Consider the following 25,537-nt stretch of genomic DNA (forward strand, 5'->3'; position numbering starts at 1 on the left):
GACATTTTCAAAAAGGAAGATCAGAAACGGTTCGCAGATCTGTTCCGGAAACTGGATGCGGAGATCCGCACAGTTCCGGGCGGTCATGTGGGCTTTATCGTTCAGGCGGAACGGTATCTTGATTTGATGGAAACATTTTTGCAGAGAAATGGAATTTGACAGTTCACGTCTGCGAATCAGTAAGAAAAAGCGAATCTTCAGGAAAAGAGAATGGCTATGCATAAATCACTTTTTGATCTTTCCATAGAAGAAACGACCTCGACTGAAATGCCTCACACCGTGAAATTTTCCAATGAGACAGGAACTGGGAGTATGATTATCTGTCCACTGTTTTTGGGTGCAGAGCTGTATTATAACGATATGCACCTTGCATTCTTTGAGGAAGCCACGGCACCAATGCGGAATGTCATTGAGATCAACCACTGCCGCGTGGGGCGTTACGAGTGCAGTTTTGGGGCAAATAGCTGCTGCTATCTGGCAGCAGGGGATTTTGCGGTGTGTGCAGCGGCGCGCAAAAAGTCGTCCTCCTGCTTTCCGCTGCGGCACTACCACGGCATCACCATCCTACTGGATCTGGATGCGATTTCGCCGGAAATGCGGAAACAAATGGAATGGTACGGCGTAGACCTTGATGTCATACGGCGGTACATCTGCACGGAAAACCGCTGCTGTATCCTGCGGTCAGAACCGACCATTGCCCATATTTTTTCAGAGCTTTACACAGCGCATTCTGTGCCGGACACTGGCTATCTTCGGCTGAAAGTGCTGGAGTTGCTGCATATTCTGACCCGGCTGAAAAACAGGGAAGATGTGCAGCAGACAGAGTATTTCAATCAGCATCAGGTGGAGTGTGTGAAGCAGGCTGCGGCTCTTCTCACGCAGGAACTGACAGTTCGCCGTACAATCGAACAGCTTGCACAGGAGGTCGGCCTTTCGCCTACGGCATTAAAAAGCTGTTTCAAAGGCATTTACGGAAGCTCGGTCTATGCGTATCAGAAAGAGTACCGGCTGCAGCTGGCACAGAAGCTACTACTCGAAACCGATTGCACGGTTGCTGAAATCGCCCATCGGGTCGGGTACGAAAATCCGAATAAGTTTTCTTCTGCATTTCGGGAAGCAGCCGGCATGACGCCTACGGAGTATCGGAAGATGCGTCCGATTGGATAGATTCTGTCGATTTGGTTCTTGCGCAGAAAGTCCGGTTCCAGTAAAATCAGTATCGCGATTAGTTGAAACTAACGCCGATATTCTGATTTTGTGGAGGAAATTGATAATGCGTTTGATGAAAAGAATTCTGAGTGCAGCTGCTGTGCTAGCTCTGTCTGCTTCTCTTCTGGTTGGCTGCAGCAGCGGCACGGCGAGCTCTGTTCCCGTTTCTGCAAGTTCTGCCGCAGAAAGCACTGTTTCTTCCGTAGAAGAGACCGCCTCTTCTGCTGTGGATGAAAACGAAGCTGCCGCTGCACAGTTGCTGAACGACCTAACGGGCAGCTATCAGGAACTGTGGCCGGTGATTCTGGCGGACGAATATAAGCAGACATGGCTGGATGATTGTACCGCTCTCGTGGGCGAGGACAATGCCGAAGCTGCTTTTGAGAAGCTGTCCTCTATGGTGACAGGTGATGTTTACGGCGAAGATGCAGTCAAAGCGTATGCCAACGGCGGCGGAGCCTATTTCTGCGGCTTTACCAATAGCCTTGCGATCTTGACCTTCGATGGTGAAACTTCTACCATTTCCGGCACCGATAAGGACGGCAATGTGCTGTTCTCCCATACCTATCACTATATTGGCATGGAGCCTGTGCGTGGGCTGTATGAGTTTCAAAGCGATGATGCCGATTCCGGCGAGTTCACCTACTTCTTCCTTGCGCCGGACACCAGTGCGGAAACTTACCATATTGAGTTTCGCTATGGTTCGGATGCAGAAGCTCTGAGCCAGTACGATACAGGCGAATATGCTTACTGGCTGGCCTCCGGCATTTCCACCGACTGTGACCAGACGATGATCGACAACTGCATTGAGCTGTTCTGCACCGAAAATCTGGCGGGTTAAAACGCAGAATGTGCTGTGGAGTTGAAATACCACAGCACATTTTTGCCGCAATCTGATTTGAAGGAGGTCTTTCCGTGAAAAAACAGTCCGATCTTTCCCGGCTGATGGGCTACGCCGGGAACTACCGATATTTCACCTACGCTTCGTGGGTGCTGTCTGCGGTCAGTGCGCTGGTGGCGCTGGTGCCTTTTGTGTACATCTGGAAGATCCTGCGGGATGTGTTGAACGCCGCGCCGGACTATGCGCAGGCGGTGAACATCCCCCATTACGGCTGGATGGCAGTGCTGTTTGCGGTGCTGGCTTACCTCATTTACATTGCGGCACTGATGTGCTCCCATCTGTCGGCGTTCCGGGTGGCGACCAATCTGCGGCTGGAGGTTTCCGAACACCTTGCCACACTGCCGCTGGGCTTTACGGAGACGTTTGGCAGCGGTAAGCTGCGCAAGATCATCCACGAGAGTACTGGCGCAGCGGAGACATTTCTCGCCCATCAGCTGCCGGACAAATATAATGCAATGGCAACACCCATAGGTCTGTTGGTTCTTTTGCTTGTGTTCGACTGGCGGCTGGGTCTGCTGAGTCTCGTTCCGGTGGCACTGGGCTTCGTCATCATGTCCGCCATGACAGGAAGGCGGATGGCAGACAAAATGCGGCAATACGGTAATGCGTTGGAATCAATGTCTAACGAGGCCGTGGAGTATGTCCGCGGCATCCCGGTAGTCAAGACCTTCGGGCAATCCGTCTTTTCGTTCAAAAAATTCAAAGCGACCATTGATGAGTACGAAAAGTGGGTCATTGCCTACACCAAAGAGCTGCGGATGCCGATGATGCTCTATACTGCCGCAATCAACGGTGTGTTTGCTTTCTTGATTGTAGGTGGGCTTCTGTTCACCCGGAACGGTGTGACTTCGGAATTTCTGCTGAACCTGCTGTTCTACATCATCATTACCCCGGTAATCTCCCTGACCCTGACCCGCATCATGTACATGAGCGAAAATGAACTCGTTGTGGCAGATGCGTTGGCTCGTGTGGATTCGGTTCTGGATGCGGAACCTGTGCCAGAAAACGATCATCCGCGGCATCCGAAAGATGCCTCTGTGTCCCTGAAGGATGTGCATTTCAGCTATGATGGCAAAACGGATGTTATCAAGGGCGTTTCGCTGAAAATTCAGCCGGGTCAGATGGTGGCTTTCGTTGGCCCCTCCGGCGGCGGCAAATCCACACTGGCAAACCTGATTTGCCGGTTCTTTGATGTGCAGAGCGGCAGCGTCCGGGTGGGCGGAGCGGATGTGCGGGACATCCCCAAGGAAGAGTTGATGGACACCATCTCCTTTGTGTTCCAGAACAGCCGCCTGCTCAAGGGCAGCATTCTGGACAACGTCCGGCTGGGCAGAGCGCAGGCCACCGAAGCCGAGGTGCTGGCGGCGCTGAAAGCTGCACAGTGCATGGATATCGTGGAAAAGTTCCCGGAGGGCATCCATACCGTCATTGGCACAAAAGGCGTGTATCTGTCCGGCGGCGAGCAGCAGCGCATTGCCATTGCCCGCGCCATGCTGAAAAATGCGCCCATCCTGCTGCTTGACGAGGCCACCGCTTTTGCCGACCCGGACAATGAAGCAAAGGTGCAGGCAGCCTTTGCTCAGCTTGCCAAGGGCAAAACCGTGCTGATGATCGCACACCGTCTGTCCACCGTAGCCAACGCCGACTGCATCTATGTGGTGCAGGATGGGCAGATTGTGGAATCCGGCACAAAGGACGAACTGTGCGCGCAGAACGGCCTGTTTGCTCGGATGTGGCAGGACTATCAGGCCTCGGTGCAGTGGAAGGTCGCAAAGGAGGGGTAAGGAATGATCGAAAAAATTCAACACGCCACAGCCAGCTCCCCGGAGGGCGCAAAGGGGCTTGTAAAGGGCGTTCTGGCCTGTGCGTTCCAGAACATGGCGTTCATGCTGCCCACCGGGCTGCTGTATCTTCTGGTAAAAGACCTGCTGGCAGGCTCTACGAGTGAGAGAAGTACCTTTTATCTGCTGGGATGCGTTGCCTGCTTTGCACTGATTTTACTGACCACATGGTTCCAGTACAACGGCACCTATTTTACCACCTATAAAGAGAGCGGCACCCGCCGCCTGACCCTTGCAGAGCGGCTGCGGAAGCTGCCTCTGTCCTTTTTCGGCAAGCGAGACCTTGCCGACCTGACCAGCACCATCATGGCAGACTGCGAGGTACTGGAAAAGGACTGCTCCCACTTCATCCCCGGTCTGTTCGGCTCCCTCATCTCCACCGTGCTCATTGCCCTGAGCCTGTTTGCGTTCGACTGGCGGATGGCACTGGCGGCTCTGTGGGTCATTCCGGTATCCGCTGCCATCGTGGTGGGCAGCTATCGGGTACAGGATAAGGTGCAGGCCAGGACCATGGCGGCGAAAATGGCCTGTGCGGACGGTATTCAGGAGTACATCGAGACTCTCCGGGACCTGAAAGCCAGCAATGCGGAGCAGCAGTATCTGTCCGGCCTTTCCGGCAAAATTCGGGCAGTGGAAAAGCAGTCTATTGTGGCAGAGCTGGAAACAGCGCTGTTTGTGTCCTCCGCCGGCATGGTGCTCAAGCTGGGCATTGCATCGGTGGCGCTCACCGGTTCGGTGCTGCTGGTGCAGGGCAGCATCGATGTACTGACCCTGTTTCTGTTCCTGATGGCGGCATCCCGGATGTACGACCCCATGCAGGGGGCTTTGCAGAATCTGGCGGCGGTCATCGCCATGCGTACCAATGTGGGGCGGATGAATGAGATTCTGGACGCTCCCCTGCAGACCGGCAGCGAGCAGCTGACCAATCAGGGCTGCGATATCGTGTTCGACCATGTGGGCTTTGCCTATGACTCCGGTGAAGCGGTGCTGCGGGATGTCTCCTTTACCGCAAAGCAGGGGGAGGTTACGGCGCTGGTGGGCCCCTCCGGCAGCGGCAAGACCACTGTTTCCCGGCTGGCAGCACGGTTCTGGGATTACCAGAAGGGCAGTATCACCGTGGGCGGCATGGATGTCTCCCGAATCGACCCGGAAAAACTCATGAGCCTGTATTCCATCGTCTTTCAGGATGTGACCCTGTTTGACAACACGATCCTGGAAAACATCCGTCTGGGGCGCAAAGGCGCCACCGACGAGGAGGTCCTTGCGGCAGCAAAGCTGGCAAACTGCGAGGAATTTGCCGAGAAGCTGCCGGACAAGTGGAACACCAACATCGGCGAGAATGGCTGCACTCTTTCCGGCGGTGAGCGTCAGCGCATTTCCATTGCCCGCGCCTTCCTGAAGGATGCGCCCATCATCCTGCTGGACGAGGCCACCGCCAGCTTGGATGTGGAAAACGAAACTGCCATTCAGGAAGCACTATCCCGGCTCATAAAAAACAAGACCGTCCTCATCATCGCCCACCGGATGCGCACCGTAGCCGGTGCGGATCAGGTGGTGGTGCTGTCGGGTGGCATCGTGGCCGAGCAGGGCAGCCCGGCAGAGCTGTACGCCCGGAAGGGACTGTACACCCACATGGTGGATCTGCAGTCGGCAAGCCAGAACTGGACGATCTGAGAATGATGGCGGCTTTTATTTGGGAAAAAGTCTTGCATTCAGTTAAAAACTGTGGTATATACATTATACGAAACACTATTTTGAAAGAACGCTCCACCGTTCAATGATGTATAAATGGAGGTGCTTGCCATGACTGCTGTGATCTATGCTCGTTATTCAACTGACAGCCAGCGCGAGGAATCCATTGAAGGTCAGATCCGGGAATGCACCGCCTATGCGGAAAAGAATGGCTTCACGGTGGTGAAGCATTACATTGACCGTGCCGTCTCCGCAAAAACGGACAACCGCCCGCAGTTCCAGCAGATGATCAAAGACAGCGAACGCGGCATCTTTGATGTCATCATTGTCTGGAAGCTGGATCGCTTTGCCCGGAACCGCTACGACAGTGCCCGGTACAAGACCCAACTGAAACGCAATGGTGTGAAGTTAGTATCGGCAACGGAAGTCATTTCGGCTGGCCCGGAGGGTATCATTCTGGAATCGGTGCTGGAGGGTTATGCCGAATATTACTCGGCTGATCTGTCGGAAAAGGTCGTGCGTGGTATGACCGAAAATGCTCTCAAGGGCATTTATAATGGCGGCACGATTCCGTTCGGCTACATGATTGATGAGACCCGGCATTACCAGCCCGACCCGTTGCTGGCTCCGTATGTGGAGCAGACATTCCAGAAGTATGCAGATGGCGCGACCATGACTGACCTGCGTGATTGGTTGAAAGAGCATAACATTAAAAATACGCTGGGTGGGGAAATGTCCTATAATACCATTCAGCGGATGCTGAGTAACCGCCGATACATCGGCGAATTACGCCTGCGGGATGTGGTACAGCCCAATGCGATTCCGGCTCTGGTATCGGAGGACTTGTTCAACAAGGTGCAGGAAAAGCTGGTGAAAAACAAAAAAGCCCCTGCCCGTCATAAGGCAGAGGAAAGCTATCTGCTTACCACCAAGCTGTACTGTGGCAAGTGTGGTGCATTGATGTTCGGTGAAAGCGGTGTCAGCCATACCGGAAAGGCGCATCATTATTATAAGTGCGCCACCGCCAAGAAGAAAAAGACCTGCGACAAAAAGACCGTGCGAAAGCAATGGCTGGAAGATTTGGTGGTCAACGAAACCATGAAACTGGTAGAAGATGATGCTTCCATGAATGCCATTATTGCCAAGGTCATGGAACTGCAAAATCAGGAAAGCACGGATTTGCCCATCTACGAAAAGCAGTTGAAAGAAACGGAAGTTGGCATCACCAATATGCTGAATGCCATCCAGATGGGCATTCTGACCAGCTCCACCAAGGAGCGGCTGGAAGCGCTGGAAGAACAGCGGAAAGAACTGCAAGCCCGCATTGCAGAGGAGCGGCTTGCCAAGCCGAGGATGAAAGAAGAGTTCGTCCGGTTTTGGCTGCTTCGTTTCCGCAAGCTGGACATGACCCAGCCGGAGCAGCGGCAGGCACTGGTGGATACCTTCATCAATGCCATCTATCTCTACGATGATAAGGTCCTCATTACCTTTAATTATAAGGAAGGTACAGAAACGGTCGCTTTCGGGGAAGCCGTGAAAGCGGAGAAAAGTTCGGATATGAGTGCGCGAGGTGCACCAGATATTGAACGTCAAATCGTAAGATTTGGCGTTCTTTCTTTATGTAAGAAAGCGGCTGCACACTTTCTGCACACCGTTTGCACATTTGCCCGAATCGGGGGCTTTTCTGCGCAAGGTTTGCACAGCCTGCTTTCCTTTGCATAAAAAGTCACTTGTCGGGGCAAGGCCCCTCCATCTTGCTGCGCAAACCGCTCGGTCACTCAAAAGCCCCACTGGGGCTTTTGTTGCTTCGCAAACGTGAATCTTTTATGCAAACAGAACTCTCGTCAATTCTCTGCGTTCGTCTGCGTCCATCAGCCGGATGGCTTCAAGGATCTCCTTACCGGAGATTTTTGTTGCCGCCGGCTTTTCGTTTTGCCGGGGCTGAGGTGCTGCTGGGGTCAGGTCTTGGGTGTAGAAGTTCGCTTCGATCTTTTCTGCCAGTTCCAGCCGGGGTTTGTCCTGTGTGTGGGCGTAGGTGTCCATGAGGACGGCAGCAGTTGCATGGCCGGTGTTGCCCTGCACCGACTTGAAGTCGCCATCCGACTGCAAGAGCTGGTAGGTGGCACTGGAGTGCCGCAGACCGTGGAATACGATCTGCTCGAACTCCGGGTGCGCTGACCGCCATTGCCGATACCACTTGGTCAGCAGTTCTGGCGCAATGGGCAAGCCGTCCGGGAGCCGGAACAGTTGCCCGCAGTTGCTGTACTTTTCCGGGGCGTTCTGCTCGTCCTGTTTGAGTTTTTCAAGCCATGCAAGAAGCTCCTCTTTCAAGGGCTTGGTCATATACAGGATGCGGTTGGAATTCTTGGTCTTTGGCTTTTTCAGGATGAGAGAGGATTTGCTGCCCTCACGCCTGTCCGGGAAGGTGTAGTAGACCTGCTTAGGGTCGAGCTTTTCCAGAGCGTCCTTGTTGGCTCGCTGCATGGTTTTGCTGACCGAGATGGTACCACGACCATCGGCTGCATCAAAGTCCAGATCACTCGGCTGCAAGCCGAGGATTTCGCCCTCACGGAGCGAAAGGATCATGCTCATGTGCACCGCCAGATGCAGGGCAGGGTTCTCGATGGTCTGCAAGGCTGCCAGCATGGTTTTCTCGTCCCAGATGGTGCGTTCCTCGACGTTGACCTTGGGGGCATCACGGGGCAGGGGAATCTTGTGAATCAAGTCCCATTCCACCGCATAGGAAAATGCGGTCTTGAGCAGCGTGTGGACTTCGTGGATGGAGGTGCTGGACAGCAGTCGCTTTTTCTGCTTCTCGGAAAGCTTCTGCTTTACGCCGTGCACATACTGCCCGCAGGGGGTCTTGGCAAGGGTTGCATAGAACTTCTCAATGTCGTAGGTTCGCAGCTCCTGCACCTTGCGATTGCCGATATAGGGCACGATAAGGTTCTGCACCATCGCTACCGACTGCGTGTAGGTCTTGGGAGACCACTTGTGTTTGCTGGACTGAATGGGGATCCACTTGTACAGCATCTCCTCGACCGTCATGGTGTCGGGCACGAGGAAGGTACCATCCAGCAGTTCCTTCTCCACCGTGATCTTGCGCTCCTGCGCTTCGGCCTTGGTCTTGAAGGTTTCCCAGCCCTTGCAGGGTTTGCCGGAATGGTCTTTGTACTTGTAACGGACGGAGTAGGAATCTCCGCGCTTCATGATAGATGCCATAGATTACCTCCCTCAGACCGCCGCAAACCAGCTGTCGAAACTCTGCTTGTTCACCCGGATGCTGGTGCCGATGCGCAGCACCCGGAAATCCTTCGTGGTGTTGCACAGGTTGTACGCCGCACGAGGAGAAATCGCCAAAAGCTGGGCGATTTCCTCCACCCGGTAAACAAGAGGTTCGTGCTTGGCTGCTTTGGTCTGGTCAGAAGATTCAATGGCAGGGGTTTTGGACGCTTTCATTGTAACCGGGTTCGAGTCCATTTGCAAGGACTCATTCGTATAATCTTTATATTTCACATCTTCGGTCATGTTGGGCCGATTCATATTCATAGGCAGACCTCCACTTCCTTGTAACCGGGTGTCGTGGCAGAAAGTGCCAGCTTTCTGCCCCAAACGTTCCCGATGAGGTTCAGATTTCCGAGTGCCCCTCCTGTGTGCGGGGTTGTGCCGCTGGTTTGTTTTGTGCCTGTTCTGCCTGCAAGCGGTTCAGCAGTTGCAGAACGGAATCCCGTGCTTTCTCCTTGACCTGTTCCTTGCCTTTCTGCCGAACTTCCGGTTTCAGCAGCTTTTTCTGCAGACGTGCAGCGGTGGTCTGCATGGTCTTGAAAAACTTGTCCAACACGGTATCCAAACGGTGGGCGGCATATTCCCTCGTGGCCTGCGGAGCCTTGCGCTCCGGGGACAGCACCCACTTCTTCGTGTCCTCAATCATCCGCATATCTTCCTTCCGGGTTTCGGTGCGTACTACGTCCGTCACGACCTCCACCGCCTTGTCGTAGGCTGCTGCCGAAACTTCATCGATCAGCGTTTCCATGTCGCTGACCTTGAGGGTCAATTCGTCCAGCTTGTTCTGCTGGGCGGCAAGCTGCTCCTTCTGCTTTGCAAGGATGAAATCCTGCTTTTCCAGATATTTGCGGTTTCCGTACTCCGCTTCTTCCTCCAATTCCAGCCCGTGCCGCTTGGCGATTTCAAATAGCATCTTCCGGCAGGCGGCATCAAAGGTGATCTTGCGGTTGTTGCGGCGGCTGAGGGGCTTGTCCGGGTCGGGCAGTTCAAAGCCCAACGCTTCCAGTGCCTTTTCCTGCTGAGAAGCGATCTCGCCGTACTTGTTTTCGCAGTCGAACACATGACGCTCATGGATGTGGGGAGTGCTTTCATCCAGATGCAATGCCCAGTCCAGCACATGAACATGGTCGCCATACTTGGCTTTGAACGCCTCGATGAACTCGGTGACGATGTTCAGCAAATCCTCCGCCGAAGCGTGTTCATCCAACGTTCCAAGTTGGTAGATGCTCTCCTCCGGGCAGGTCTTGCGGCTGGACAACAGGTCGGGAATGGAGCGGTTGCGCTCTGTGTGCCGGATCTTGGCGTTACGCTCATTCTGGCTTTCGACAAAGGCAGTGTAGTGGGTTTCGTAGAACTACCGTTCTACCTCCGAGAAGGTCGCAGCCAGATCATCCAGGTCTTGTGGGGCGAGAGCCGAGCGGAAGCCGTGAAAGCAGTCTCAGTAGATGTTGCCCTTGGCTCGTTCCGGGTCGATGTGCTCACTGTTAGCAAGGTTGAAACTGCGGTCATTGTGCTTGGGGTTGTAAGTGCCGTGTGCTCCGGCTCGTCCGTTGTGTCGTGTCAGTTTCAGATAGACATCCCTCCGTTTCAACAGCTTGGCGGGGAGAACGCAGCAGCGGAGCTGCTGGATCTGCCGCCGTTTTGCGCCAGATAATACCCAGTAGGATATGACGCACAGCATCATATCACTGGGGCAAAGAGCTGCGCTCTCTGCACTCTTGCTCCGGGCAAGCTGACAGGCAAAGATTTGCGAATCCCTGCCCGCAGCTCGTCCGGCTTTTTCAGTTGGCCAAATTGACCAACTGATTTTGCCTGTTCCCAAAATGGTAACAGGCAGATAGACGGTCTGATAACGGCCATCCCACCCTGATTCCCATTTTGGGGAATTGGGTAGGAGCTGGTAAGTACCGTTTCCCGTCACTTACCACTCTTGGCAAACTGTCAACCTGACACTTTGCCACCCCCCTATAAAGGAGAACTTTGGCGTTTTGCTGCGTACGTGCGTACGCAACAGGCGGCTTTCTTTGTACGCACGTACGCAGCGAAAGACCGAAAACGCACCATATAGGGGGATCAAAAGCGGGTCATGCCCGCCAGCTATTGGGGGTGAGGTCGGGCTGCACAAGGGCTTCGATGCCCACAAAGCCCCGGACACGCCGCCCGGACGAGTTGACGATGTTGTTGGTGGATTCCAGATTATACCTGCGCTGGTTGGCGATCAGCGCATCGCTGAACCCTCGTGCCTTGATCGCATTCAGGCTGTTCTCCTCGCACCACATCTTGTAGACCTCATACAGCTCTTTCGAGCTGGTGCAGGCATCCGCCTTCAGGCGGATGTAGCCCTCGGATTCGAGGAAATCGAACACATTGTTGTTGTCCCGCTTCACCAGTTCCCGGTTGCGCTTGGCACGGTCACTCTCGGTGAACTGGAAGCCATTCTTCACCAGCCGCTGCAAGCCCTCAAATGCCCACAGCAGGATGCCCTCGACCTCTGCCGCCATCTTCTCGGCAATGTCCGGGTCGTCCACACGAGACAGGGGCTTGTCCTTGGTGGTCAGGATGAGCTGACGGCGATAGAAACCGTCCGAGCGGTCATACAATGCCTGCAAATCGCCATTGCTAAACGCCAGCAGGCGGGCGTACATCCAACCCTGATAACTCTGCTTGCCCTTGCGCTCCAAGTCCATCTGCCCCTGTGCGGTCACGATGGACTTGACATAGTTGGTTTGACGCAGGGCTTCCATCCGCATATCATCGTCCACGCAGAGCAGAGTGTGCTCCAGATCGGCACGGGCAAAGCGGTTCTCCGAAATTTTGCCGATGCTTCCATCCTTCATGTTGCAGCCGAACAGCCGGGACAGCACCACACCGATCTGCGACTTACCCTCGCCGCCGTTGCCTTTAATGACCATCATGCACTGTCCCTTGTTGCTGGGGATCAGGCAGTACCCGATGAACTCCTGCACTGTGGGGATGTCCTCCGGGTAGAGCAGGTCGGACAGAAACTGCAGCCAGTGGACGGGCTGGGCGGCTTTCGGGTCATACTTGACAGGCAGGCGGTTGCGCACGATCTCCGGCTTGCCCTCCTGAAAGGTACCGTCCAGATACAGGGTGCCGTTTGCCAGTGCGATGCGGTCGGTGACAGGCGGAAAGTCCTCCACCTGTGCCGCCAGCTTCAGCACGTCCACCACATTGGTGACTTTCTTGGCAAGGTTCGCCCCAACGTATTCACGCATCAACTCGAAGATCTCACGCCGCAGGGGCATGGGGTCCACCATTCTGCCGTCCGGGGTGAAAAATGCGCCGTTCGAGTAAAGCAGCTGGTGGGTGCTCAGAAAATCGTCACAGAACAGGGATTCGTTGAAAAAGCCCTTCTTGAACCATGCGGGGGTAAAATTACTCATAGGCATTCCATCCTTTCGTTGGCGCTACGGAAAACGATGTGGTCAATTTGACCACATCGTTTTTCTCCGCAACTGGGAAATCAACGTCCTGCCGTTCTCCCTGCATGGCTTTCCTGCCCCCTTCCGGCGGCGTTTTCCGGCTCTCCTTCTCAGGGTCATCGCCGGGTATCCCATGCAGACGGTCATGCGGTTTTCAAGGTTCGTTGCTGATTTTGCAATAAAAAATCGCCACACAACAACCTGAACCTGACCATCCCTTCCGGGATGGCCTTGGTTCGGGTTCGTTATGTAGCGATAGAGAGTTAAAAACTTGCTCCGGCTCCTTCGGGAGCCGAGCTCGAACTCTAAGTAAATATGTTATATTAAATTGTTGGGATAGATTACCACAAAAATTGCAGTGTGTCAACAAAAAACTTTGAAGATGTGCTGATTTCGGCAGTGTGCAAGAAAAAACGAGGGAAACTTTGGCAAAAAGAGAGAGGGCTGGACAGTGCCAGCCCTCTTGACAAGGAAAAACACAAGGCTCTTTATTATAATAAAGCTATAAGAACATAATAAAGGCAATTATTTGAAATTTTTGAAAAAACAGAAATCATTTTGATGATATGGGACGTTTTAATAGACAGGAAGGGGGTGAACCGTATCCAGACAGAATTATTGCTGCGGAAAGTGCAGAGCGGAGATACGGGTGCGCTGGACACTCTGATTACAGCGTACTATCCACAAATTCTGAACTATTGCCGTTGGCATACAGCGGACGAGCAGCAGGCGCAGGATGCAGCACAGGAAACCTTTTTGAAAGCGGTGCGCTGGCTGGATTCCTGTGGTGGATTTCAGGGGGCATTCCGTCCCTTTCTGTACAAAATCGCAAAAAACATTTGCATCGATCTGAACCGTACGATGGAGCGGACGGAGGTATCGCTGGAGAGCTTGCCGGGCGAACCCGCCTATCAGGAAAGCGGCTTTGCTGCGGCAGAGGAGAAAGTAAACCTGCGAGCGCTGACGGCCCAGCTGGAGCCGGAACAGCGGGAACTGGTATTGCTGCGGTTCGCACAACAGCTTAAATTGCGGGAGATCGCGCAGATCACAGGTCTGCCCCTGCGCACAGTGCAGTCCCGCCTGCGTGCCGCATTGAAAACCTTGAAAATGCAATTGGAAAAGGAGGACTGGAGATGAATCGAGCCTTTGAAAAAGAACTGTCCAGAGCACTGGCGACAGAGCTTGACACAGCCGCACCGAAAACGCTGCTGCGCCGCTGCCGGGCGGAACATGTCGTAAAACAACGGAGTGATTGGCGTGATTTGCTGCACTGCCAGTTCAAATTGCTGGGCTGGAAGGTCTGGGCGCTGGAAGCAATGGCGGCACTGGCGTTGTACAGTGTGGGTCGGGAACTTGCCCTGTGGGAGAAGGCATGGACATTACGCAATGCACTGTTTGGTCTGAGCACACTTGCCATGCTGACAGCCCTGCTCGGTCTGCCGTTTTTATACCGGGCAAGTCAATATAAGATGCTTGAACTGGAACAAGCCACATATGCAGGAATCGGTCGTCCGCTGGTGATGCGGTTTTTGCTGCTGCTGGCGGGGCAAACAATCCTGCTGGGAGTGCTGGTACTCAATGTGCGGGCAGCCGTGCCATGGAGCATCGGGCAACTGCTGGCGGTGTTGACCGTGCCATTCCTGACCGCAAACAATGAGCTGCTTCTGCTGCTGCGCTGGGTGCGCCCGGAATGGATGATGACCGGGGCTGTACCATTGTTTGCAGGGCAGCTGTGTTTGCTGCGGTTCGTGCAATTATCGGAACTGCCGAAAGGTCTGCCACTGGCGGCGGGCGTGCTGGTGCTCTGTATGGTGTTGCAGTGCATCCGGCTTGCCGCCCGGTCAGAATATATTGCAGAAGGCTGAAAGGAGCAAGCCATGGAACTGAAAATTCAGAATATTACAAAGCGATACCGGGATAAAACGGCGGTGGATGATGTGTCCATCACTCTCACGCCGGGCGTGTGGGGACTGCTGGGGGCGAATGGTGCAGGCAAAACAACCTTAATGCGGATGCTGGCGGGCATTCTGCGGCCTAGCAGTGGCCGGATTTTGTGCGATGGGGTGGAGATTGGGACGCTTGGTGCGGCCTACCGGGAAAAGCTGGGGTATCTGCCGCAGGAATTCGGGTTTTACCCGGAATTCACGGTGCAGGACTATCTGGAATATATGGCGGCGCTCAAGGGTCTGCCGCGCACAGAGGCTGCCCGGCAGATCGACACACTGCTGGAGCGGGTAAGCCTCACTGAGGTGCGCCGCAAAAAGATCATAAAGCTTTCCGGTGGTATGAAGCGCCGGGTAGGCATCGCACAGGCACTGCTCAACGACCCGGAAATTTTAATTCTAGATGAGCCCACGGCAGGGCTGGACCCCGGAGAACGGGTGCGCTTCCGCAATCTGCTGTCGGAGTTTGCGCAGGAACGGATCGTTCTCATTTCAACGCATATCGTTTCGGATGTGGAATACATTGCGGCCGAAAATGCCGTGATGAAGGCTGGCAAAATCATTGCACAGGACACCACCGAAGGGCTGGTAAAGCAGATCAAAGCCAAAGTCTGGCAGGGAAATATCCCGATGGAACAGCTTGCCCGGTGGGAACACCGGCTGCGGGTGGTGAACCTGCGCAACGAGCCGGACGGAACGGTAACATTGCGGTATCTGGCGGATGCACCGCAGCTGCCGGACAGCGTCCCGGCACAGCCCCGGCTGGAAGATCTGTATCTGTGGCTGTTCCCGGAGGAAATGGAGGAAGCAAAATGAACCTGTATCGTTTGGAATTGAAACGTGTGTGCAAAACCCGTATGACAGCTATTCTGCTGGCCATTGCGCTGGTGCTGGCTGTGGTCATGGCACATCTGCCGGTGACCTTTATCGGCTGGACGGAACTGGATGCCAGCGGAAACAAAGTGAGTTACACGGGTCTGAAAGCAATCCGGAAACGGCAGGAGCAGCAGGTATCCGGTACCATCACGCCGGATGTCATGCAGGAAGCACTGGAAGCCTATCAGCGGGTGTACCGGCAGTATGATGCAAGCTCCATCAACGATATCCCGGTCGAGGTATTTTATAAAGAACTTGCCCGGTATCAGCCTCTTGTGAACAACGCAAAGGAAGCCTTTGCCGACCCGAAAACCGGCATGGCACCGGGCGTGATGAGGCTGACCGCAGAGGATATGCAGAACTTTTACAGCCAGCTCCCCAAACGGCTGGAATCGGTGATCTGGCTGGAACAAAGCGGAAAGCCCGGCTATGAGCAGGCGCAGGCCATTGCACAGAAAAAGTTCGATGCTGTACAAAAACCGTTCACCTATTCATTTGGGGTCAGTTCAGACGCAATGGATTACCAGACCCTGTTGAGCTTGCTGCTCACCCTGCTGTGCGCGGTGATTGCGGCCCCGGTGTTTGCATCGGATGCACAGACCGGGGCGCAGGACATCCAACTGTGCACAAAAAACGGCGGTCTGCGGCTAGCAGCGGCAAAGCTGGCGGCGGCGTTTAGTATCACAGGGGCGGCGTATCTGCTCTGCGGCGTGGTGTGGATCCTGGTCACGAATGCTCTATTTGGCTGGGAAAGTACCCAAACTTCCGTGCAATGGCTGTTTTCTGTGACCAGCCTGCTGCCGTATACCGTTGGCCAGATGGAGTGGGTCATGCTGGTGGCAAACTTCCTGATCTTCTTTGCGGAGGTGGCCTTTGTGCTGATGGCATCCGTATGGGCCAAGAACAACCTGACCGCTTTGTCTGTGGCGCTGATCAGTGTGGTGGCACCGCTGATTGTTTATATGGTCGTGCCGGGCTCCTTTGGAGAATGGCTGTCCACCCTGATTCCGGCAGGGGGCATTGGGCTTTCCAATGCATTGCTGTATAAAATGATCAGCTTTGATTTTCTCTATGCAGGCGGGTATGCCTTCTTTCAAGCAGATGTACTGCTGGCATCGGCACCGATCAAGATCGTTCTGCTCGTTGGATTGGCAGCATGGGGGTATCTGCGAAAGACCAGGGTGGCTTAAAAGGAAACGCTACTGAAAAAAGTTCATCGGATGCATAGAAAACTGCATCGGATGCAAAACGCAAATTTACGGTAAAACGATAAAAGCGACGAATTTGCGCAATTCTGAAAATTGACGATTGTTGCACGTTGGTTTCTCTTAATCAGTGGGCCCAGGGTTCGAGTCCCTGGAGGTACACCACAACAACAAAATCCGAACTTTTTTCCAATAGGAGAAGGGTTCGGTTTTTTTGTATTCTTTGGAAAACAGAACGAATCCCTTGCTTCCATCGAAAAACGTCCTAGACCTTATCATAAGAAAGCACGACAGACCACGGTAAGAGTGCCGTAAAACCGGTGTGCATCAGCCCCGGAAAACAAAAAACGTTGCAAAAACGGTTCCGCTTTTGTATAATAAAATGAGATGCCGGGCCGGAGCTGGATGCCCGGCCGGGGAACCAGAAGCGGGGAGGTGCGGCAAATGATACGGGTAGCCATCGTGGAGGATGAAGCGGAGATCCGGGAGCAGCTGATGGGATACGTTCAGCGGTACACCCGGCAATACGGGACTGCGTTTGAGGTGAAGACCTTCGCGGACGGATTGGAGATCCTGGAGGATTACCGCCCGGCCTATGATCTGATCCTTCTGGATATCGAGATGAAGCATCTGGACGGCATGGAGACGGCCCGGCGCATCCGGGAACTGGACCCGGAGGTGATGCTCGTCTTCATCACCAACATGGCGCAGTATGCCATCAAAGGCTATGCGGTGGGGGCGCTGGATTACGTCCTCAAGCCGGTGCCGTACTTTGCGTTTTCGCAGCAACTGCAAAAGGTAGAGGCACAGCTGCGCCGCCGCACCCGGCACTATCTGGCGGTGCCGGTGGAGGGCGGTCTGCGGCGGCTGGATACCTCGCGCATTTATTACATCGAAAGCGAAGGCCATCGGGTGCATTTCTACACCGAGGAGGGCGATTTTGCGGCCCCCGGCGCGCTCAAGGCGCTGGAAGAAAAACTGGCCGACCGGCCCTTTGCCCGCTGCAACAGCGGGTATCTGGTCAATCTGGCCCAGGTGCAGGCTGTGCAGCAGAACACGGTGGAGGTGGGGCCTTATGAATTGCAGGTCAGCCGCCCCAAGCGGAAGAGTTTTCTGGCAGCCCTGACCGACTACATCGGGGGTGACGGTCTGTGACGGCACTGCCGGATATCCCACGCCTGTACACGGCGCTGGCCGAGTGGCTGGCCGTCGTCCTGTATGCCCAGAGCCGCCCGCCCCGCTTTGCGCGGAAGATCACTCTGGTCGCCAGCGGGATGCTGGCCGTGATGCTGGGCGTTTTTCTGGAAGCGACCGGCGAGGTGCCCATTGCGTGGTGGGTCCCCTGCATGGGCATCGCAGTGGGGATGCAGTACCTTTACCTCTGGATCACGCGGGAAGAAAACTGGCTGGAAGCAGCCTACGACTGCGCCCGCAGCTTCATTCTGGCCGAATTTGCGGCCAGTGTCGAGTGGCAGCTGCACTGCACCATTTTTCCGCAGCACGGCGGGGGAGAGCCGATGGCGCTGTTCCTGTTGCTGTTGGTCTACAGCGGTCTGTTCGGGGTGATGTACGGGCTGGAGCGCAAGCGCCCCCACCCGACCGGGCATCTGGATGTCAGCAATACGGCGGCGCTGGTGGCCGTCGTCATGGCGGCGACGGCCTTTGCCGTGAGCAACCTGAACTTCCTGAACGGGGAAGTGACCATGAGCGTTTTCTACATCCGGACGCTGGTGGATTTCTGCGGCGTTCTGATCCTGACCGTCGAGCACGAGCAGCTGCGGGAAGAGGCGCTCCACAAGGAGCTGACCGCCATGGACAGTGTGCTCCACCGTCAGTACGAGCAGTACAAGCGGAGCAAAGAGGGAATCAAGCTCATCAACCGGCGGTATCACGAGCTGAAGGTGCAGATCGCCGACATCCGCGCCGAGCGGGACCGCGCCAAGCAGGACGCGGCGCTGGCCCGGATGGAGTCCGGCATTTTGCAGTATGAGGCCGAGAACAAGACCGGCAACCCGGTGCTGGATACCTTATTGACGGCCAAAAGCATGGACTGTCAGGAAAAGAACATCCGGATGACCAGCGTGGCCGACGGCCGGGCGCTGGGGTTTCTGACCACGCGGGAGATCTGCACCATCGTGGGCACCGCGCTGGACAACGCCATCGAGAGCTGCGCCGCAGAGCCGGACCCCGAAAAACGGCTCATCCGGACGGCGGTCTATGTCCAGAACGGGTTCGTGATGTTCCGATTCGAGAACTACTGCGCCCAGCCGGTGGAGCTGGGGGCGGACGGTCTGCCCGCGCAGAGCGTCCACGGCGGCTACGATTTGAAGAGCCTGCGTTTGGTGGCGCAGCAGCACGGCGGCAGCATGACCGTCCATTGGGAGAACCGGTGGTTCACGGTGCGGCTGCTGATGCCCCTGCCCAAAGAAAAATGACGACCCGCTCCGTCTCACTTCGTTCGACAGCTCCCCCGAAAGGGGGAGCTTTTGTTGTGCCTGAAAGCACGCGTAAAACCTCGCCCTTCGGGAGAGGTGGCAGTGCGCAGCACGGACGGAGAGGATATGGCATTCTGCACAAATAACGCCGCCTCTTGTTTGTGTATTAGCACAATAAAAATTGAAATCAATTTGAAGCTTTTTGCAAATTGTGCATCCAAAAAGACAGGTTGTGCGGAGAACGGTTCGTTTTGCGGTTTATATGATAAAATGACATCAAGCAAAGGAGTGGACGCACTCCTGAGAACAGCCATGAACCGGGTCGTGTACCCAAAAGAGAAGGAGTTAACAGTTATGGCACAGAAAAAGAAGGACGGTAAGATGATGGGCAAGATCATCAAAACTGCCGTTTCGGGTGTGTTGTGTGTCGCATTGGCGGGCGGTATAGTTGCAGCCAATGTGCTGATCCCGCCTAATGCCAGCAGCGTGCAGAGCATTTTGGGTCTGAAGAGCGGCGGCATCGACAACAGCAAGGCAAAGACCGAAGGCATCAATATGGAATACAGCAAGCCCGGTTTTGATACAGAGGCTGCGCTGGTTGAGGATGAGATCGCTCTGAATAAGAAGATCGCCGCCGAGGGTATCGTTCTACTGAAGAACGATGCGGGAAAGATGCCGTACAGCGCGGATACGACCTTCAGTTTTGTCAGCCATTCGGCAGTCAGCTACATTGGCGGCAATAAGGTCGATATGAAAACTGCTTTTGAAGATGCAGGCTTTGGCGTTAATGAAGCGCTCTGGAAGTTTTATTCCGAAGGCAACGGCAAGGACTACGGTCTGGGCGTTGGTTCCGTTTCCTACGGTGATGACGAGGACTTTTCCATCAACGAATGCCCCTTGTCTGTTATGAAAGCAGAGCCGGGTCTGACCGATTCCATGAAGAATACGGTTCCTGTTTTTGTGTTCAGCCGTGTGGCGGGCGAAGGCCGTGATATGCCCCGCTCCATGTACAACCACACCGATGTGGAAGAGGATAAGACCAAAACCTATCTGGAACCGGATTCTACGGAACTGGAGATCCTTCAGTATCTGAACGACAACTTTGACGATGTGGTGCTGCTGCTGAACTCCAGCGCAGCGGTAGACCTGAGCTGGGTCAAGAATTACCCCAGCATCCATACCGTCATTTCGGCTCCCGCTATGGGTGATTATGGTCTGTGCTCTCTGGCAGAGATCTTCTCCGGCAAGGTGAATCCTTCCGGCCGCACCGTGGACACCTACGAGATGGATGCCATGAACAGCCCTGCCGCCCAGAACTTTGGCGACTTTGCCTACTATGACGAGGACGGCAGCCTGACCAAGTACAACTACGTCAGCTACAAAGAGGGCATCTATGTTGGCTACCGCTACTACGAGACCCGCTACGAGGACAAGGTGCTGGGTCAGGGCAATGCCGGTGATTACAACTATGCGGATGCTGTGATGTATCCCTTTGGATACGGCCTGTCCTACACGGATTTTGAGTGGTCTGATTACGATACCAGCTGGGATGGCGATACCTGCACCGTGACTGTCAAGGTCACCAATACGGGTGATGTGGCCGGCAAGGATGTCGTACAGGTCTACGCACAGAGCCCCTATACCGATTACGACAAGGCAAACAAGGTAGAAAAGGCTGCTGTGGAGCTGGTGGGCTATGCCAAAACTGCAGAACTGGCTCCCGGCGCAAGCGAAACCGTAACGGTCACTTTTGATCAGGAGCAGCTGAAGTCTTACGACTACGTCAATGCCAAGACCTACATTCTGGATGCGGGCGATTATTATATCACCGCAGCCAAAAACGCACACGAAGCGGTCAACAACATCCTCTCTGCCAAGGGCAAGACCGTGGCAGACGGCATGACCGCCGACGGCGACACTGCTTTGGTTGCAACTTACACCCCGGCAAACGGCACCGTGGATACCACGACCTACAAGCTCGACACCACGACCGGTGTGGAGATCACCAATCAGCTCGACCATGCAAACGGCGGGCTGCAGTATCTTTCCCGCAGTGACTGGACTGGCACCTGGCCGACCGTTGACGGCGAAGTCAGCGACCAGATCAGCACCTGGGGCAACCCCATCAATGGTACCGATGCCAGCGGCAAGGCTGCATCCTATACCTACCGCAAGACGATCAGCAAGGAGGACCTTGCAAAGCTGGATTCTTTTGATTCCCTGAACCCCACCGACTTCTCCGCCCTGACCGATGAGATCGTTTACGGCAAGGACAACGGTCTGGGTTTGATCGATATGCGCGGTCTGGACTACGATGATGAAAAGTGGGATGAACTGCTCGACCAGCTGACCCCCAGCGATTATCAGACCCTGATCACGCAGTCCGGCTATGGCACGGCTGCCATCAAGTCGGTGGATAAGCCCTCCACGACCGACCGCGACGCTGCCACCGGCCTGGTCAACTACGGCGTTGATGCAAGCGGAAACTTTTACTTCAAGGGCAACATCACGCACTGCGGCGTGATTGTTCTGGCACAGACCTACAACGATGATCTGGCCTACCACTATGGCGAAAACATCGGCGACGAATCCTACTATCTGGGTGTTGACGGCTGGTATGCACCTGCTGTCAATATGCACCGCACTGCATTCTCCGGCCGTAACAGCGAGTATTATTCTGAAGATCCCTTTGTTGGCGGTCACATCGCTTCTCTTGAGTGCAAGGGCGTAGCTTCCCGTGGTATGTACGTCTTTGTCAAGCACTTTGCCGTCAACGATCAGGAAAACCACCGCGGCGACCGCGAGGGACAGTTCAGCATTGCAACCTTCCTGAATGAGCAGGCTGCGCGCGAGATTTATCTGGAACCCTTTGAAATGTGCATCAAGACCGATGACGTCCAGATGAATTACGCAAAGGACAACGGCGATGGCACTTACAGCAATGCCACCAGAGAGATCCCGTCCGTGACCGGCGTTATGACTTCCTTCAACCGCATTGGCTATACATGGGCCGGCGGCGACTACAACCTTGTTACCGGTGTCCTCCGCAATGAGTGGGGCTTCCACGGCTTCATCATCACCGATAATGCAAACACCGGTGTCTTCATGGACGCAGGCCAGATGATTCAGGCAGGCGCAGACGGCAAGCTCACGAATCTGCCCTCTGGTGCACGCTATACCTTCAACAAGGATGATGTTTCGGATTATCACTATGGCCGCGAAGCGATCCACAACATTCTGTACACTGTTGCAAACTCCAAGGCAATGAACGGCGGTATGCCGGGCAGCCGCTATCTGGCAAAGATTGAGCCTTACCAGAAGGTCATCTACGCGGTGGATGGCATCTGCGGCAGTCTGATTGCAGTTCTGGTCATCTTGACCATCTTCCGCTTCCGCAAAAAGAAAGAAAACAACATCGAAAACGCTTAAGCAAAACTAAAGCCAGAAGGGGGCGGCGGGCAGAACGCCCGCCCCCTTCTTTTTGGAGCAGGAGCAGTATTTTATGAAACACGCAGACATCATTCAAACACTGGATCTGGAGCAGAAATGTGCGCTGCTGTCCGGCGGCACGGTGTTCGACACCCGCGCCCTGCCGGGCAAGGGCATCCCGTCCATCACCCTGTCGGACGGCCCCAACGGTGTGCGCAAGCAGGCCGGTGCGGCAGACCACCTGGGCCTGAACCCCAGTGTGCCGGCCACCTGCTTCCCGACTTCGGCCACCGTGGCCAACAGCTGGGACCCCGCCTTGGGCGAGGCCGTCGGCGAGGCCATGGGCGAAGAGGCCGCAGCACAGGAGGTCTCGGTGCTGCTGGGCCCCGGCCTGAACATCAAGCGCAGCCCGCTGTGCGGCCGCAACTTTGAGTATTTCTCGGAGGACCCCTATCTGGCGGGCAAGATGGCCGCAGGCTACGTCCGCGGCATCCAGAAGAACGGCATCGCGGCCTGCCCCAAGCACTTTGCCGTCAACAGCCAGGAGCTGCGCCGCATGGCCAGCGACTCCATCGTGGATGAACGCACCCTGCGCGAGCTGTACCTGACCGGCTTTGAGATCGTGGTCAAAGAGGCAAAGCCCAAGACCATCATGTCCTCCTACAACCTCGTCAACGGCACCTACGCCAATGAGAACGCCCACCTGTTACAGGATATCCTGCGCCGGGACTGGGGCTTCGACGGCGCAGTCGTCACCGACTGGGGCGGTTCCAACGACCACGCACTGGGCGTGAAGAACGGCTCCACGCTGGAGATGCCGTTCCCCGGCGACGATTCCGTCCGCGAACTGATGAAGGCTGTGGAGAGCGGCAAGATCTCGGAACACGATGTGGACGCCCGGCTGGACGAGCTGCTGGAACTGGTGCTCGACACCAAGGCCGCCGTCGAAAAGGCGCCCCGCACCTTTGACGCCGCTGCGCATCATGCGCTGGCCCGCCGCGCCGCCGCCCAGAGCATCGTTCTGCTCCGGAACGAGGGCGCGCTGCTGCCGCTGAAGAAAGGCGAGAAAATCGCTGTCCTCGGTGACTTTGCCAGGACGCCCCGCTATCAGGGCGCCGGTTCCAGCGCCGTCAACTCCATCCAGGTGGATTCCTTCCTGGACTGCCTGACCGAGAGCGGCCTGACCAATGTCGGCTATGCCCAGGGCTTTGACCGCCAGGGCAAGGCCGACGAGGATCTGAAGAAGGAAGCCGTCGCGCTGGCGCAAAACGCCAACGTCGTCCTGCTCTGCATGGGTCTGGACGAGATCAAGGAGAGCGAAGGCCTCGACCGGATGGACATGAAGCTGGCGCAGAACCAGCTGGATCTGCTGGCTGCGGTCGCTGCCGTCAACCCCAACGTGGTCGTCCTGCTCAGCGCAGGCTCCTCGCTGGAGACCCCGTGGCTCAAAGACTGCAAGGCGCTGGTCTACGGCTGCCTGGGCGGTCAGGCTGGTGCGGGCGCTCTGGTGGACGTGCTGACCGGCACGGTCTGCCCCGGCGGCAAGCTGGCCGAGACCTGGGCCAATGCTTACAGCGATTCCCCGGTGAAAGACCACTTCGCGGGCGAGGGCCGCACCGTCCAGTACCGCGAGGGCCTGTATGTGGGCTACCGCTACTTTGAGACGGCGGGCAGACCCGTGGCCTTCCCCTTCGGCTATGGCCTGAGCTACACCACCTTTGCTTACAAAGACCTCAAGGCCGCACCGGAAGGCGTGACCCTGACCGTGACCAACACTGGCAAGTGCGCCGGTGCCGAGGTCGTCCAGCTCTACGTCGCCAAGCCCGACGCCAAAGTTTTCCGCCCCGCACAGGAGCTCAAGGGCTTTGCCAAGGTCTGGCTGGAAGCGGGCGAGAGCAAGACCGTCTCCATCCCGCTGGACGACAAGGCCTACCGCTACTGGAACATGGCCACCGACAGCTGGGAGGTCGAAGGCGGCAGCTATCAGCTCCGCGTGGGCGCTTCCAGCGCCGACATCCGCCTGACGGCGGAGGTCGTGGTGCTGGGTTCCGATGCGCCGGACCCCTACCAGAGCGTGGATCTGCCTCATTACAGGACGGGCGAGATCACCAGCGTTCCGGATGCCGAGTTCGCCGCCCTGCTGGGCCGTCCCATCCCGGAGGACAAGATCCGGATCGACCGCAACATGACGCTGGGCGAGCTGGGCCACGGCCGCAGCCCGCTGGGCTGGCTCGTGGCGGCGGTGCTGGGCCTGCTGCTCAAGCGGAGCATCCAGCGCGGCAAGCCGGACCTGAACATCCTGTTCCAGTACAATATGCCGCTGCGCGCGCTGGCCAAGATGACCAACGGCGCCATCAGCATGGGCATGGTGGACGGCATCGTGATGGAAGCGCAGGGCTTCTGGATCATCGGTCTGCTGCGGGTCATCGTGGAGGCTGTGAAGAACATCGCCCAGAACGGCGCGATGGAAAAACGCCTGAAAAACAGCTGAAAGGGAAGAACTGCTATGAATTTCTGGAACAACTTTGCGGCCAAGCACCCCGCCGCTGCCAAGTGGGTGCGGGAGGGCGGTCTGTTCGTCATCGTCTCCAACCTCATCACGGTGTTCAAGTACCTGCTGCTGCAATTCCTGCCCAAGGCGTTTGCAAGCCTGCCGGTGGTGGACTTCGGCTGGCCGGGCATCGACATCACCCTCTTCGGCGAGACCTTCAAGTGGAACATCCTCGGCTATGACGCTGCCCACGGCGGCCTGCCCTACTTCTGCGCCTACATGGTCGCCATGATCGTGGGCGAGTGCATCAACTTCCCCATCCAGCGCAGCTTTGTGTTCCGCAGCAAGGGCAATCTGGCCAAGCAGATCGGCTGGTACGTGCTGGCCTTCTGCGTCATCACCTGCATCGTCAACTCCATCAACTGCATCTGGGTCGCGGTGGCCGGTCTGCTGGTGCCCGACTTCATCTACAACATCGGCACCACCGTGCTCAACGGCGGTATCTCGATGATCATCTTCTTCTTCGTCAACAAGATCATCTTCCCCGAAGGCGAAGCCAAGAAGAACTGAAAACAGCCATCCACCTTCATCATTTTCATTTCTCCATAAAGACAAAACGCCCGGTGCCGTACAGGAACCGGGCGTTTTGTTATGCCGGGCCGTTCCGCCCCTCAGAAGGAGCGCACGGGCAGAAGGGAACGGCGGGCGCTTTGTGGTCGTTTTGCGGGTTTTCTGTGCGCCGGACGCGGACTTTTTGCCAATAGGGCCGAAGTTTTCAAAAAACCTT

20 protein-coding genes are annotated in these 25,537 nt (G+C 55.8%); 15 read left to right on the plus strand and 5 right to left on the minus strand.

Features of this window, described 5'->3' with window-relative positions; genetic code table 11:
• Positions 1 to 312: 312 nt before the first annotated feature.
• From ACNQFG_RS03830 to ACNQFG_RS03850, 5 genes are all read left to right on the plus strand, one after another.
• A complete protein-coding gene (locus ACNQFG_RS03830) occupies positions 313 to 1,167 on the plus strand; it encodes a helix-turn-helix domain-containing protein (protein WP_418265632.1) in 855 nt (284 codons plus the stop codon).
• 106 nt (positions 1,168 to 1,273) lie between these two features.
• Positions 1,274 to 2,050, plus strand: a complete 777-nt coding sequence (locus ACNQFG_RS03835) for a hypothetical protein (protein WP_242651892.1) — start codon at positions 1,274 to 1,276, stop codon at positions 2,048 to 2,050.
• 74 nt (positions 2,051 to 2,124) lie between these two features.
• Positions 2,125 to 3,894, plus strand: a complete 1,770-nt coding sequence (locus ACNQFG_RS03840) for an ABC transporter ATP-binding protein (protein WP_179859046.1) — start codon at positions 2,125 to 2,127, stop codon at positions 3,892 to 3,894.
• A gap of 3 nt (positions 3,895 to 3,897) precedes the next feature.
• On the plus strand, positions 3,898 to 5,625 hold the full coding sequence (locus ACNQFG_RS03845) for an ABC transporter ATP-binding protein (RefSeq protein ID WP_423406064.1): 1,728 nt from the start codon (positions 3,898 to 3,900) through the stop codon (positions 5,623 to 5,625).
• Positions 5,626 to 5,754: 129 nt separating this feature from the next.
• Complete coding sequence (locus tag ACNQFG_RS03850; protein ID WP_423406065.1) at positions 5,755 to 7,365, plus strand: recombinase family protein; 1,611 nt, start codon at positions 5,755 to 5,757, stop codon at positions 7,363 to 7,365.
• A 102-nt stretch (positions 7,366 to 7,467) separates the two neighbouring features.
• Here the strand turns inward: ACNQFG_RS03850 and ACNQFG_RS03855 are convergent, their stop codons facing one another.
• The 5 genes from ACNQFG_RS03855 to ACNQFG_RS03875 form a co-directional block, all read right to left on the minus strand.
• A complete protein-coding gene (locus tag ACNQFG_RS03855) occupies positions 7,468 to 8,865 on the minus strand; it encodes a site-specific integrase (protein WP_423406066.1) in 1,398 nt (465 codons plus the stop codon).
• Between the two features lie 12 nt (positions 8,866 to 8,877).
• On the minus strand, positions 8,878 to 9,192 hold the full coding sequence (locus tag ACNQFG_RS03860; protein WP_423406067.1) for a helix-turn-helix domain-containing protein: 315 nt from the start codon (positions 9,190 to 9,192) through the stop codon (positions 8,878 to 8,880).
• A gap of 79 nt (positions 9,193 to 9,271) precedes the next feature.
• Positions 9,272 to 10,186, minus strand: coding sequence for a hypothetical protein (locus ACNQFG_RS03865; RefSeq protein WP_423406068.1), 915 nt, complete (start codon positions 10,184 to 10,186; stop codon positions 9,272 to 9,274).
• 180 nt (positions 10,187 to 10,366) lie between these two features.
• Positions 10,367 to 10,612 (minus strand): hypothetical protein, encoded by a 246-nt coding sequence (locus tag ACNQFG_RS03870; protein ID WP_423406069.1) that lies wholly within the window; start codon positions 10,610 to 10,612, stop codon positions 10,367 to 10,369.
• Between the two features lie 400 nt (positions 10,613 to 11,012).
• Positions 11,013 to 12,332, minus strand: a complete 1,320-nt coding sequence (locus ACNQFG_RS03875) for a DNA primase family protein (protein ID WP_423406070.1) — start codon at positions 12,330 to 12,332, stop codon at positions 11,013 to 11,015.
• Between the two features lie 399 nt (positions 12,333 to 12,731).
• On the opposite strand from ACNQFG_RS03875, the gene ACNQFG_RS03880 reads away from it, so the two are divergent.
• From ACNQFG_RS03880 to ACNQFG_RS03925, 10 genes are all read left to right on the plus strand, one after another.
• Positions 12,732 to 12,887, plus strand: a complete 156-nt coding sequence (locus ACNQFG_RS03880; protein ID WP_423406071.1) for a hypothetical protein — start codon at positions 12,732 to 12,734, stop codon at positions 12,885 to 12,887.
• A gap of 78 nt (positions 12,888 to 12,965) precedes the next feature.
• Positions 12,966 to 13,508, plus strand: a complete 543-nt coding sequence (locus tag ACNQFG_RS03885) for an RNA polymerase sigma factor (RefSeq protein ID WP_423406072.1) — start codon at positions 12,966 to 12,968, stop codon at positions 13,506 to 13,508.
• A complete protein-coding gene (locus tag ACNQFG_RS03890; protein ID WP_423406073.1) occupies positions 13,505 to 14,236 on the plus strand; it encodes a hypothetical protein in 732 nt (243 codons plus the stop codon). The genes ACNQFG_RS03885 and ACNQFG_RS03890 overlap by 4 nt, the downstream gene beginning before the upstream one ends.
• Positions 14,237 to 14,248: 12 nt before the next feature.
• Positions 14,249 to 15,130, plus strand: coding sequence for an ABC transporter ATP-binding protein (locus ACNQFG_RS03895; RefSeq protein ID WP_423406074.1), 882 nt, complete (start codon positions 14,249 to 14,251; stop codon positions 15,128 to 15,130).
• Positions 15,127 to 16,380 carry a hypothetical protein gene (locus ACNQFG_RS03900; protein ID WP_423406075.1) on the plus strand — a complete coding sequence of 418 codons (1,254 nt, stop codon included), beginning with the start codon at positions 15,127 to 15,129 and terminating at the stop codon, positions 16,378 to 16,380. Before ACNQFG_RS03895 ends, ACNQFG_RS03900 begins: the two co-directional genes overlap by 4 nt.
• A 459-nt stretch (positions 16,381 to 16,839) precedes the next feature.
• Positions 16,840 to 17,550 carry a LytR/AlgR family response regulator transcription factor gene (locus tag ACNQFG_RS03905; protein WP_423406076.1) on the plus strand — a complete coding sequence of 237 codons (711 nt, stop codon included), beginning with the start codon at positions 16,840 to 16,842 and terminating at the stop codon, positions 17,548 to 17,550.
• On the plus strand, positions 17,547 to 18,830 hold the full coding sequence (locus ACNQFG_RS03910; protein WP_423406077.1) for an ATP-binding protein: 1,284 nt from the start codon (positions 17,547 to 17,549) through the stop codon (positions 18,828 to 18,830). The genes ACNQFG_RS03905 and ACNQFG_RS03910 overlap by 4 nt, the downstream gene beginning before the upstream one ends.
• Positions 18,831 to 19,184: 354 nt before the next feature.
• Positions 19,185 to 22,259, plus strand: coding sequence for a glycoside hydrolase family 3 N-terminal domain-containing protein (locus ACNQFG_RS03915; protein WP_423406078.1), 3,075 nt, complete (start codon positions 19,185 to 19,187; stop codon positions 22,257 to 22,259).
• A gap of 73 nt (positions 22,260 to 22,332) precedes the next feature.
• Positions 22,333 to 24,750 carry a glycoside hydrolase family 3 C-terminal domain-containing protein gene (locus ACNQFG_RS03920; protein WP_423406079.1) on the plus strand — a complete coding sequence of 806 codons (2,418 nt, stop codon included), beginning with the start codon at positions 22,333 to 22,335 and terminating at the stop codon, positions 24,748 to 24,750.
• Positions 24,751 to 24,765: 15 nt separating this feature from the next.
• Positions 24,766 to 25,320: a GtrA family protein gene (locus tag ACNQFG_RS03925; RefSeq protein WP_097793042.1), complete on the plus strand. Its 555-nt coding sequence runs from the start codon at positions 24,766 to 24,768 to the stop codon at positions 25,318 to 25,320.
• Positions 25,321 to 25,537: the final 217 nt, after the last annotated feature.

Source organism: Faecalibacterium prausnitzii (assembly GCF_049532945.1).
Taxonomy (GTDB): domain Bacteria; phylum Bacillota; class Clostridia; order Oscillospirales; family Ruminococcaceae; genus Faecalibacterium; species Faecalibacterium prausnitzii_N.